The organism is Phocaeicola sp. (assembly GCF_048170425.1).
In the GTDB taxonomy this organism is placed as follows: domain Bacteria; phylum Bacteroidota; class Bacteroidia; order Bacteroidales; family Bacteroidaceae; genus Phocaeicola.
Window position 1 is genome coordinate 1 of the sequence record NZ_DBEXBB010000016.1, and the last position, 12,676, is coordinate 12,676.

The following is a 12,676-nucleotide window of genomic DNA, read 5'->3' on the forward strand; positions in this document are numbered from 1 at the left end:
TGAGTCTATAGGAAAAATGAAAACAAAGAAAAGAGTTTTATGGCTTTTGAGCATTTGGATGTGTGTTACGGTGTCGGCTGTGGCCCAGGATATATCAGAAGAACAGGAGCCAGAAACAAAAAAAGGATCTGCCATCATCACGATTTTTTCGGATGCGCATTCTGGTTTTGGTTCTGTCAATGATGACAGAGGGTTTAATCTGGACCGTGCCTACATCGGTTATCAGTATGCTTTGCCTCACGGATTGCAGTTGAAGGCTGTACTTGATTTCGGTCAGTCAAAAGATGTAAACGATTATCAGCGCATCGGCTATGTGAAAAATGCACAGATTACCTGGAAACAAAATGGCTGGACGCTGAATGCCGGATTAATCACGACGACTCAATTTAAAGTTCAGGAAGATTTTTGGGGAAAACGTTACGTGATGAAATCTTTCCAGGATGAATATAAGTTCGGTAGCAGTGCGGACTTGGGAGTTTCAGTAGCTTATAAATTTAACAAGGTGGTTTCGGCCGATGTGATTGTTGCCAACGGAGAAGGATATAAAAAAGTACAGGTGAAAGACGGATTGCAGTATGGTGCAGGCGTGACACTGACTCCGGTTGAGGGTTTGACGTTACGTGCATACGGTTCGTATAATGAATCGGTAGAAGAAGGAGAAAAAGGAATTACGAATCTGGCCGCTTTTGTCGGATATAAGCATACAGCCTTCTCGGTGGCAGCGGAATACAACTACCAGACCAATACGAAATATGTATCTGATTGTGATCAGGATGGTTTCTCGGTTTATGCGTCTGCACAGTTAAGCAAGAAAATAAGTCTGTTCGGCCGTTGGGACTTGCTTTCTTCAGAGAAAGACTGGAACAAGGATGCGGACGGTATGGCCGGAATGGTAGGTGCCGAATTTAAATTAGGTAAATACATCAAGTTAGCTCCTAACGTCCGGTTGTGGTCGCCAAAAACAGAAGGCGGAAAGACTGCCAGTTATGTATACCTGAACGCTTCGTTCGCAATTTAATTTGAAAGATAACATAGATTTGTAACTTATATAAAATGTATAACGCAATGAAAAAGTTTTATTTACCTTTAATTGCTGGGGCGATGGCTTTGTCGTTTGCAGCGTGTGGTGGACAGAAATCTGCTAATGGAGTAGAGTTGACTGGTGCAGGGGCTACTTTCCCTTTGCCTTTCTATAATATGTCATTCGAAAACTACAATGCCACTTCGGGCGACAAGATTTCCTATGGCGGCATTGGCAGTGGTGGCGGTGTCCGCAATCTGAAGGACGGCATCGTGGACTTTGCGGGCAGTGATGCTTTCTTGAGCGACAAGGAGATGGCGGACATGCAGCCGGTGGTACACATCCCGACTTGTATGGGAGCAGTCGTAATGGCTTATAACTTGCCGGATGTGGTTAAACTGAACCTTTCAGGCGATGTAATTGCGGATATTTATGCGGGTAAGATTACAGACTGGAACGATGCGCGTCTGCAAAAACTGAATCCGGATGTACAGTTGCCAGCTAAGAAAATTATTCTGGCATACCGTTCAGACGGTAGTGGAACGACTTTCATCTTTACGGACTATCTGTCAAAAGTAAGTGAAAGCTGGAAAAACACTTATGGTGCAGGCAAGACAGTAGATTTCCCGGTGGGACAGGCTGCCAAAGGTAATCCAGGTGTAGCAGGAATTATCGCACAAACTCCTTATTCTTTGGGGTATATCGGTTCCGAATATGCGTTTGCCCAAAAGATTCCTTATGCAAGCGTGTACAACAAGCGTGGTGAACTGGTAGTACCTTCTACGGAAAGTATCTCAGCGGCTGCCGGTGACATTCCTCAGGATACTCGCTGCTCCATTACAGATGCGGATGCCGCAGGAGCTTATCCTATCAGTTGCTTCACCTGGTTGCTGATTTACAAGGAGCAGCACTATGCAGACCGTTCTGTGGAACAGGCAAAAGCAACTTTGGATTTGATGCAATACATGTTGAGTGACAGCGTACAGCAGACTACAGCAACCGTACACTATGCTCCGCTGCCCAAGAAGGCTATCGAACAAAGCCTTCAGAACTTGAAAGCTGTGACATACGACGGACAGCCGATTCTTAAATAAATAAGACATAAGTTATGCAAGACAAATTATTTAAAGTCTTACTTATCTTATCGGCCATTGTCATACCGGTCATTGGTGGGGGGATTATCTACTCCCTCACCGTTGACGCTTCCGGCGCTTTCGAGGAGTTTGGCTTCTGGAATTTTATCTTCTCCGACGACTGGGTGACAACTGCCGGTAAAGAAAGTTATGGCGCTCTTCCTTTTATTACGGGTACACTATTGACCACCGCACTGGCGTTGCTGATGTGTATTCCTTTTTCACTTCCTGTCGCACTGTTTACCGGTGAGTATTTCCGGGGAAAGAAAATTGCCGCCATTCTGGGTACGGTGATTGATTTGCTGGCAGGTATTCCTTCTATTATCTATGGTTTGTGGGGTTTCTATGTACTTCGTACCGTATTCATGCACTTGAACCTGTCTCCGCAGGGTTCCGGTATTCTGACTGCTGCGTTTGTGCTGGCTATCATGATTGTGCCGTATGCAGCTTCCTTGAGTGCCGAATTCATCAAGATGGTACCTTCCGACCTGAAAGAAGGGGCTTATGCCATGGGGGCTACGCGTGCAGAGGTAATTAAGAGAGTGATATTTCCGATGGCAGGTTCCGGTATCTTTTCTGCCTATATTCTGGCTATCGGACGTGCGCTGGGTGAAACGATGACAGTAACTATGTTGATTGGAAATACCAACCAGATGCCGGACACACTGCGTACCACGGGTAATACCATGGCCAGTATCATTGCGAACCAGTTTGGTGAGGCTGATGGTTTGAAACTTTCCTCACTGATTGCCATCGGTTTGTTATTGTTCCTGATTACGGCCATCATCAATATCATCGGAAAGATTTTGATTCGTCGGGCACGTCACGTTTAATCCGCTAAAAGATTTGAGCTTATGTTATATGGAAATAATATTAAGATACGTATCCTGAAAAGTCGCTTGCTTTATATTCTGGTTTGTGTGTTGTCGGGGGTGACAGCAATACCTCTGTTGGCGATTCTGGGAGAAGTATTGATAAAAGGCTGGAAACAGTTGGGCTGGTCGTTTATCACGGAGGCTACTCCGAATGCCTACAAGGCGATGATGGCGGCTTCTGCCGGAGAGGCAATACCAGGGGGGATTGCAAACGGAATTATCGGGACGTTCTTGATGTTGCTGCTGGCTGCGGTAGTGGCTATTCCGGTAGGAATCCTGTGTGGAATTTGTCTTTCTGAATATCGGAAAAGCTGGTTTGCGACATTTGTCAGCTATCTGACCGATTTGCTTCAGGGCACTCCATCTATTATTATCGGTATTATTACTTACATCTGGGTGGTTGTGCCGATGAAAGGTTATTCGGCCATTGCGGGAAGTGTGGCATTGTTCATTATGATGCTTCCGTTGATTATTCGTTCTACGGAGGAAACCATGAAGGTGCTTCCGGAAACCTTAAAAGAGGCCGGACTGGCGCTGGGAGGTAGTTACTGGAGGGTGATGCTGAAAGTGATGGTGCCTTCTGCATTGGGCAGTATCTTTACCGGTATTTTACTGGCTATTTCCCGTGTGGTGGGTGAAACAGCTCCGTTGATGTTTACCGCTTTGGGAGGAGCCGCTATCAGTTGGAATATGACAAAGCCCATGTCGGCAGTTCCCTTGCTTATCTGGGAATTTTTCAATGACCCGAATTTGCAGAGCCTGATATGGGGAGCGTCCTTGTTCCTGTTGGCTTTTGTGTTATGTCTGAATTTATTAGCTAAACGAATTGCAAAGAAATGGAAAATATAAAGAATCCGATTCTTCAAATAAAAGATGTGTGTATTTCATATACCAGCGATGTGATGGCTGTAAAGCATGTGTCGGCTGATATTGAGAAAAATACGATTACGGCTATCATGGGGCCGTCGGGATGTGGCAAGAGTACGCTGCTGCGTGCCGTAAACCGTATGCACGAGTTGTATAAAAATATTCGTGTGACGGGAGAAATTTTGCTGAATGGTGAGAATGTGCTTCAGATGCATCCCATGGAAGAACGTCGCCGCATCGGTATGGTGTTCCAGCGTCCGAATCCGTTTCCTACCATGAATATCTATGACAATGTGCTGGCTGGATATATTTTGAACGGTATCCGTCTGTCGAAATCGCAGAAAGATGAGATTGTGGAACGTAATTTGCGTAACGTATGTTTGTGGGATGAAGTGAAAGATGCGTTGACAAAACGCGGTACTTTCCTTTCCGGCGGACAGCAGCAGCGCTTGTGCATTGCACGCTCTCTGGCACTTCAGCCGGATGTGCTGTTGATGGATGAGCCTACTTCTGCTCTCGATCCGATTGCTACTAAACATATAGAAGGGCTGATGGACCAGCTGAAAAAAGAGGTGACCATCCTGATAGTGACGCACAACATGTCGCAAGCCATGCGTATTTCCGACCGCTCCATGTTTATGTATATGGGGGAACTGATAGAGTATGACAATACGGAGAAAATGTTTGAAAATCCGGTTGATGAACGTACAAGAGCTTATTTGACTGGGAAAATGGGGTAGCTGGTCTGGGGGTGACAGGTTGTAAAAAAGGGGAGCACGGCTGACAATCAGCAAGCTCCCCTTGGTTGTTATTTGTATGAAAAATTTGGGCTATTGGGCAACCAGCACTTCTGGTTTTAGTTTGTTGTTTCTCAAAATGTGCCATACCTCTTCTTCCGTTCCGGAAAAAGGACCGGATTTTTCTAGTTTAATGGTAGACATGGCAGCAGCAAAACATCCCGCTTCCGCATAAGAAGCTCCTTTATTCCGCATGTAAAGATAACCAAGTACGTAGGTGTCGCCACATCCAGTCGCATCTACTACTTCTTTAGGGGCGTATGCCGGGATTTTATAGAATTTTCCTTCAGCGTAAATGAGTGAACCAAGGCTTCCCAAAGTAAGCAGGACTTCTTTTACTCCCCATTCAGCTAGTATTTCAGCTGCTTTTTGAGGGTCCTTGAATCCTGTCAGCACTTCAGCTTCGTGCTCATTTACCTTTAATATGTCAATGTATTTCAGTGCTTTTTTCTTTTCGTGCCAGTCAACGGGAAAAACATGCTCACCTTCAACTTTGCGTAAATAGCCTTGTGCATCGACAGCTAATGTTCCTTTTTGGGCCAGTTCTTTGACTACCTCAAGTGGAAAATCATCCGCCAGCAGACTTCCTAAATGGAAAAAATGGGCCTTTTCATCTTTTAAAGCCTCTGCAGTAAAAGGATCGGCTTTTGCCAGTACACGCTGAGAACGGTTGTCCTGATTCTCTTCGTATGTATTTTCAAAATAAACCGTGTGGCGGCTTGGCAGGACTTCTACCTGAATACCTTCTTTTCTCATTTCTTCAATAATGCCATATTCACTAGGAGCCACAGCAGTAACTAGCTTGTAGTTTTTGAAATCTTTCAGTCTACGTATACCGTGTGAAAAGTAGTAAGAAGTGCCTCCCGGCATGTAAGTCGTTTGTTTTGGAGTTACAATTTTGTCTAATGTAATGTGTCCGATGCAACAAATATCATTCATGTAGTTGAGTATTTCTTTAAATGCGCCTGCAAAGATACGCATTATTTTACTCTCTGATGAGTCGGTTAATGGCTTTTTCTTCTGAATTTATGGCTTATTTTTACTTATTAGTAAATAAAAAAGCTCATAAAAGCTTTATTAAATCAAACAAAGTCTTAACTTTGAACAGTTTGTTTCCTGTTCTTTGGGATAGATTCTTGAAAAAGACTGAGTTCCGGAGGCAAGAATTAATGTAAAGTTACTAGGAAAAAAGAAATTTAGAAATGGAAAAAATGAATGTAAAGCCCGCAGAAGGTAAGTTGGGCGTATTGTGTGTCGGTTTGGGAGCTGTGGCTACTACGTTTATGACAGGGGTTTTAATGACTCGCAAAGGGTTGGCAAAACCGGTGGGCTCAATGACGCAGTATGATAAGATTCGTGTAGGACGTGGGGATGCAAAGAAATATTTGCATTATAATGAAATCGTGTCGATGGCTAAGCTGGACGATATTGTTTTCGGTGCATGGGATGTATATCCGGCCAATGCGTATGAGTCGGCTATCAATTGCGAAGTGTTGCGTGAGAAGGATATTAATCCGGTGAAAGATGAACTGGAAAAGATTGTGCCGATGAAGGCTGCCTTTGACCGTAACTATGCTAGACGTCTGGACGGAGACAATGTGAAGAATTGTGCTACCCGCTGGGAAATGGTGGAACAACTGAGAGAAGACATTCGTAAATTCAAGGCAGACAACAACTGTGCACGTATTGTTGTACTTTGGGCTGCTTCTACTGAAATTTATGTACCGGTTTGTGAAAGCGTACATGGCAATTTGGCTGTGTTGGAGAACGCGATGAAGCAGGATGACCGCGAACATATTGCTCCTTCCATGTGTTATGCATACGCTGCTTTGGCTGAGGGGGCTCCTTTCATTATGGGTGCACCGAATACTACAGTGGATATTCCAGCGATGTGGGAAATGGCAGAAAAGACTAAGATGCCGATTGCCGGTAAGGACTTCAAGACAGGGCAGACTTTGGTGAAATCGGGCTTTGCGCCGATTATCGGTACGCGTTGTCTGGGATTGTCAGGCTGGTTCTCTACCAATATCTTGGGAAATCGTGACGGTCTTGTGCTGGATGAACCGGCTAACTTCCATACAAAAGAAGTGAGCAAGCTTTCTACACTGGAATCTATTCTGGTACCGGAAAATCAGCCGGATTTGTATTCTGATTATTATCACAAGGTACGTATCAACTATTATCCGCCTCGCAATGACAACAAGGAAGGTTGGGATAACATTGATATTTTTGGCTGGATGGGTTATCCGATGCAGATTAAGATTAATTTTTTGTGCAGGGATTCTATTCTGGCCGCTCCGTTGTGTCTGGATTTGGTATTGTTGAGCGACTTGGCTGCACGTGCCGGACGTTACGGAACACAACGCTTCTTGAGTTTCTTCTTGAAGAGCCCGATGCATGATTATACAGAAGGTGAGGTTCCGGTGAATCACTTGTTCCAGCAGTATGTCATGTTGAAAAATGCTTTGCGTGAGATGGGAGGATATGAAGCTGATGAGGAAATTGACTAAGGCTTAATGTATCCTTTGTAAAAATAAAAACCGGTGATGAAGCGCTTTTCATTACCGGTTTTTTTCGTAGGTGACAGAAGAAATTATATTCTATTATTCATAAAAAAAGGTAAGAATGTCGTTTTTCAGGGTTTAGAATTTGTAGGAGATTGTTTCACGCTGTATTTTTACAAAATTGATAAGCTGGACTATTAAGGTGTTAATTAGATATATGATAAAAAGATTGCTTTTTTTAATCGTGTTGTGTCTGGGAGTTGTGAAACTTTCTGCACAAATAAGCGGAGTCGTTACAGACTCTGAAACAGGTGATCCTATCCCTTATTTGAATGTATATTATGACGGAAAAGGGGTTGGAACTATTACAGATATAGATGGTAAATATTCAATAGCTGCTCATACTGGATGGAATAAACTGACATTTTCCATGGTAGGTTATGGTACAGAGGTACGCGATGTTTCTGCCAGAACGAAGACACTGAATGTGAAAATGAAGCCGGATTTGGTGCTGGACGAGGTTGTGGTGAAGCCCAAGAAAGAAAAATATTCTCGAAAGAACAATCCGGCAGTGGAAATGATGAAGAAGGTTATTGCAGCCAAGAAACTGAATGACTTGGGCGTGAATGACTTCTATCATTATAATAAGTATCAGAAGATTACGTTCTCTTTAAATAATATTACAACTGATTCGTTGCGTGAATCGAACCTGTTCAAGAAGTATCCTTTCTTCCGTGACCAGGTGGAACAGTGTAGCGTGACGGGCAAGAATATTCTGCCTATTTCTGTGGACGAGACGGTGACAGAAAAACTGTACCGGAAAAATCCTCACGATGAAAAGACGATTGTAAAAGGTATTAACTCTACGGGAGTCAATGAATTGTTTAATACGGGTGATATGTTGTCGACCGTATTGAAAGATGTGTTCCAGGATATTAATATTTATCAGGACCGTTTCCGTTTCCTTCAGTATCCGTTCGATAGTCCGATTTCGAATGCAGGTATCAATTTCTATAAGTATTATATCATGGATACGGTGATGGTGGATAAGGAAAAATGTTTCCACTTGACTTTCGTACCCAACAATTCACAGGATTTTGGTTTCACCGGTCATTTGTATATTCTTGCGGATTCTACTTTCCGTGTGAATAAATGTATCATGAATCTTCCGAAGAAGACCGATATTAACTTTGTAGATAATATGATTATTGAACAGAAATTCGGTCAGTTGTCTACAGGAGAATGGGTATTGATGGAAGATGACATGCTGTGTGAACTGTCTTATTTGAAGAAAATCTTAGGCTCCTTCCAGGTGAGGCGTACCACGCGATATTCTGATTTTGGATTTGAGGAGATTCCTGCCAGAATATTCAAGAAGAAGGGGGATGAGATAAAGGATGTCAATGCCATGATGCGCGACGACTCTTTCTGGAAGGAATACCGTCCGACGGAATTGACGAAGTCGGAGGATAATATGGGGCAGTTTGTAGATAATTTGGCAAAAATCAAGGGATTTAAATACATCATATTCGTGGCCAAGGCTTTTATTGAAAACTTTGTTGAAACGGGAGTGAAAGGGAAACCAAGTAAGGTGGATATTGGTCCGATTAATACGATGATTTCAAACAATTACATTGACGGGTTGCGTCTGAGGGCTTCAGCACAGACTACTGCGAACTTAAATCCTCATCTCTTTTTAAGAGGATATTATGCGTATGGTTTTAAGGACGAGAAGTCGAAATACAAGGCAGAAGTGGAATATTCTTTCAACAAGAAGGAATATCTTCCCCGTGAGTATCCGATTAATTCGTTGACTCTGTCGTATTCGTACGATAATATGCTGCCGTCTGACAAGTTTATGGGAACTGATAAGGACAATGTGTTTACTTCGTTCAAGGTGACATCGGTCGACCAGTATAACTATGAGCGTACCGCTAGTGTAAAATATGAATTAGAGAAAGAGAGCGGCTTGAAAACCACTTTGATGCTGAAACATACTAATCTGGAGGCATGTGGAAAATTGTTTTATCGTACCATGGCGCAGGAAAATCAGTTGCAGCAGGATTTGGCATCGGGAGCACTGACGGGAACGGAATGGGTACATTCTCCTTATAATACGAAGGATTTCTCACTGGCTGAGGCTACGCTGGCTTTTCGTTATGCACCGGGAGAAACATTTATCAATACCAAGCAGCGCCGTTTGCCGGTCAATCTGGATGCACCGGTCTTTACGTTGCAACATACGCTGGGGCTGAAGGGTATCTTAGGTAGTGATTATACTTATAACATGACGGAAATGAGTCTTTACAAGCGCTGGTGGTTGAGCTCCTGGGGAAATATTGATACTTGTGTGAAGGGAGGTATCCAATGGAATAAGGTGCCTTTCCCCTTGCTGATTATGCCGGCGGCCAACTTGTCTTATATTCTTCAGGACGAAACCTTCAGCTTGATCAATAATATGGAGTTCCTGAACGACCGTTATGCGTCGCTGGACGTTTCATGGAACTTGCAGGGAAAAATTTTCAACCGTATTCCTCTTCTGAAGAAGCTGAAATGGCGTGAGTTTATCGGCGTGAAATGTTTGTGGGGGACACTTACCGACAAGAATAATCCGTTGCTCCCGCAAAATGCCAATGATACGGAGCTGATGTTGTTCCCGGGACATTACGATGCAGCGGGTAATTATCATACATCAAGTTATGTCATGGACCCCAAGAAACCTTATGTGGAGGTAAGTGCGGGTATTCACAACATTTTCAAGTTGCTCCATGTGGAATATGTGCGTCGTTTGAATTACAATGAACTGCCTACAGCCAGTAAATGGGGGATACGTTTCATGATTCGTACCGTATTCTAATTTGTACTTTTTCAGGTAAATGCATGTATGAGTTTTAAACTTTTTGTAATTTTGTCACATAATCGAGGAGTATATGGTAAAATCAGAAATACAAAATGTAAAGCTTCGGTTCGGCATTATTGGAAATTGTGAGGGATTAAACCGTGCCATCGATGTGGCTATTCAAGTGGCACCGACGGATTTGTCTGTACTGGTGACAGGAGAAAGTGGAGTGGGAAAAGAAAGTTTTCCTCAGATAGTTCATCAGTTTAGCCGGAGGAAGCACGGGCCGTATATTGCGGTGAACTGTGGAGCGATTCCGGAGGGTACGATTGATTCCGAATTGTTTGGTCATGAGAAAGGGGCATTTACGGGAGCTATCAGCGATCGTAACGGGTATTTTGCTGAGGCTAATGGCGGTACCATCTTTTTGGATGAGGTGGGGGAACTCCCTCTTTCTACTCAGGCCCGTTTACTTCGTGTGCTTGAAAGCGGAGAATATATAAAGGTAGGTTCTTCCAAGGTGCAGAAAACGGATGTCCGGATTGTGGCAGCTACGAATGTGGATTTTACTGAAGCCATAGCGAACGGGCGTTTCCGCGAAGATTTATACTATCGTCTGAATACGGTACCTATTAAAGTGCCGGCACTGCGTGAACGTCCGGATGATATTCCTCTTTTGTTCCGTAAGTTTGCAGCTGACTTTGCAGAAAAATACCGTATGCCAGCCATTCAGTTGATGGAGGATGCCAGGCAGTTGCTCGTATCGTATACCTGGCCGGGTAATATCCGTCAGCTGAAAAATATCACCGAACAAATCTCTATTATTGAAACCAACCGTGAGATAACTGCTGAAATTCTTCAAGGGTATTTGCCTGCTCAATCTGTGTCAAAATTCCCGGCATTGTTAGGAGGGGTGAAGCCACAAGGTGAAAAAGGCTTCCAGAGTGAGAGGGAGATACTTTATCAGGTGCTGTTTGATATGCGGAGAGATGTGACTGAACTGAAGAAGTTGGTACATGACATTATGGCTGAACGTGCGGCTGGTGGAACGGTTGCTACTTCATCGTCCATGCCGGTACACTATATTCCTGAAACTCCATCCAGTTTGATACAGCCTTCTGCAGTGGTATTGAATCCTGCCGGAGAAGTGGGTAAAGTATCCAGTGTGACTCCGGTGACGAATGTGTCACAAGTAAATCCAAATGTGAAGGTTACGCATGCAGATGTGTCGGATGATGTGCAAGATACGGAAGAATACATTGAAGAGAATCTTTCACTGGATGAAGTAGAGAAGGAAATGATTCGTAAGGCGTTGGAACGACATCACGGAAAAAGAAAAAATGCAGCGAATGATTTGAAAATTTCAGAACGTACCCTTTATAGAAAAATCAAAGAATATGGACTTGAATAAAAAATATAACAGATTGAGTAAATATTTTCTGGCCGTTTGTTTGTGTATCCTTACGGCATGTACGGTTTCGTATAAATTTAATGGTTCTTCCATTAACTATGATAAGGTGAAAACAATCAGCTTCCAGAATTTCCCGAACCGTTCGGCTGCCTTTGTATGGGGACCGATGGAGTCAATGTTCAACACGGCTTTGCAGGATAAATATATGCAGCAGACCCGTTTGAAACAGGTTCGTCAGGGAGGTGACTTGGAATTGTCGGGTGAAATTACGAACTACGATGCTTACAATAAAGGGGTAGGTTCCGACGGTTATTCTACGATGGCGGAGTTGAGAATGACGGTGAATGTGAGATTTGTCAATAATACCAATCATGCGGAAGATATTTCTGACCAGCAGTTTACGGCCAGTCGTGAATACAATGCCAGCCAGCAGTTGTCATCCGTGCAGGAAGAACTGGTGAAACAGATGATTGACGAAATCGTGGAGCAGATATTTAATGCAACTGTAGCCAACTGGTAAGAGCAGGAATGATGATACAACAACGACTACAGCATTGGATTGAACATCCGGAAGAGTTAGGAACTGAAAGTCTGTATGAATTAAGACAGCTTTTAGTGCAGTATCCTTTTTTTCAGACAGCCCGTATTTTGTATTTGAAGAATCTGTATCTGTTGCGTGATCCATCTTTTAAAGACGAGTTGCGCAAGGGGGCTTTGTTTGTAGCCGATTTGAGTATCTTGTTTTATACTATTGAAGGAGACCGGTTTGTCATTAACCAGCATGTAGCCGAAAAAGAAAATGTATCGTCAGAAACATCTGACAGGACGCTCGACCTGATTGACCGTTTTTTAGCAGACGATAAGGATCTTTCTGTGGAAAAACTCTTTCCTTTGCCGGTAGAAGCAGTAGATTATACTTCTGTACTGATGGAAAAAGCACAGAATACGGAAACCGCTTCTGTAACTCCCCTGCGCGGACAAGATTTAATTGATCACTTTATTGAGCAGGCTGCCCGTGAGGAAGCTGAAGGCTTAGAACCGATAAGGGAAGCCACTTTGTCGGAGGAGGGAACCACTTCTGAAACGGTAGAAATAGAGGAAGTCGTACCTGATTCCGAAAAAGAGAAGGTTGATACGGAAGAAGGTGAGGATTATTATTTTACAGAAACTTTGGCTAAAATTTATGTTAAACAGCAACGCTATGATAAGGCACTGGAAATTATTAAAAA

The 12,676-nt window shown here is 43.3% G+C and carries 11 protein-coding genes; 10 read left to right on the plus strand and 1 reads right to left on the minus strand.

Annotation, left to right across the window (positions count from 1 at the left end; all coding sequences use genetic code 11):
• From ACMJ0U_RS00700 to pstB, 5 genes are all read left to right on the plus strand, one after another.
• Positions 1-1,018 (plus strand): hypothetical protein (locus ACMJ0U_RS00700; protein ID WP_417127499.1); only part of this gene is annotated, 1,018 nt, incomplete at its 5' end.
• 47 nt (positions 1,019-1,065) lie between these two features.
• On the plus strand, positions 1,066-2,115 hold the full coding sequence (gene pstS / locus ACMJ0U_RS00705) for a phosphate ABC transporter substrate-binding protein PstS (protein ID WP_417127501.1): 1,050 nt from the start codon (positions 1,066-1,068) through the stop codon (positions 2,113-2,115).
• A 14-nt stretch (positions 2,116-2,129) separates the two neighbouring features.
• Positions 2,130-2,987, plus strand: coding sequence for a phosphate ABC transporter permease subunit PstC (gene pstC, locus ACMJ0U_RS00710; protein ID WP_417127503.1), 858 nt, complete (start codon positions 2,130-2,132; stop codon positions 2,985-2,987).
• A gap of 21 nt (positions 2,988-3,008) precedes the next feature.
• The gene (gene pstA / locus ACMJ0U_RS00715; RefSeq protein WP_417127504.1) at positions 3,009-3,878 is read left to right on the plus strand and encodes a phosphate ABC transporter permease PstA; all 870 of its coding nucleotides are present in this window, start codon (positions 3,009-3,011) and stop codon (positions 3,876-3,878) included.
• Positions 3,866-4,636: a phosphate ABC transporter ATP-binding protein PstB gene (gene pstB / locus ACMJ0U_RS00720; RefSeq protein WP_417127505.1), complete on the plus strand. Its 771-nt coding sequence runs from the start codon at positions 3,866-3,868 to the stop codon at positions 4,634-4,636. The genes pstA and pstB overlap by 13 nt, the downstream gene beginning before the upstream one ends.
• Positions 4,637-4,726: 90 nt before the next feature.
• Here the strand turns inward: pstB and ACMJ0U_RS00725 are convergent, their stop codons facing one another.
• A complete protein-coding gene (locus ACMJ0U_RS00725) occupies positions 4,727-5,632 on the minus strand; it encodes a PfkB family carbohydrate kinase (RefSeq protein ID WP_417127506.1) in 906 nt (301 codons plus the stop codon).
• A gap of 263 nt (positions 5,633-5,895) precedes the next feature.
• Here ACMJ0U_RS00725 and ACMJ0U_RS00730 point away from each other — a divergent pair, with 263 nt between their 5' ends.
• The 5 genes from ACMJ0U_RS00730 to ACMJ0U_RS00750 form a co-directional block, all read left to right on the plus strand.
• The gene (locus ACMJ0U_RS00730; protein WP_417127507.1) at positions 5,896-7,203 is read left to right on the plus strand and encodes an inositol-3-phosphate synthase; all 1,308 of its coding nucleotides are present in this window, start codon (positions 5,896-5,898) and stop codon (positions 7,201-7,203) included.
• Between the two features lie 211 nt (positions 7,204-7,414).
• A complete protein-coding gene (locus ACMJ0U_RS00735; protein WP_417127508.1) occupies positions 7,415-10,054 on the plus strand; it encodes a DUF5686 family protein in 2,640 nt (879 codons plus the stop codon).
• Between the two features lie 73 nt (positions 10,055-10,127).
• A complete protein-coding gene (locus ACMJ0U_RS00740) occupies positions 10,128-11,447 on the plus strand; it encodes a sigma-54 interaction domain-containing protein (RefSeq protein ID WP_417127509.1) in 1,320 nt (439 codons plus the stop codon).
• Complete coding sequence (lptE, locus tag ACMJ0U_RS00745; RefSeq protein ID WP_417127510.1) at positions 11,434-11,967, plus strand: LPS assembly lipoprotein LptE; 534 nt, start codon at positions 11,434-11,436, stop codon at positions 11,965-11,967. Before ACMJ0U_RS00740 ends, lptE begins: the two co-directional genes overlap by 14 nt.
• Positions 11,968-11,975: 8 nt before the next feature.
• A partial coding sequence (locus ACMJ0U_RS00750) for a tetratricopeptide repeat protein (RefSeq protein WP_417127511.1) occupies positions 11,976-12,676 on the plus strand: 701 nt, incomplete at its 3' end.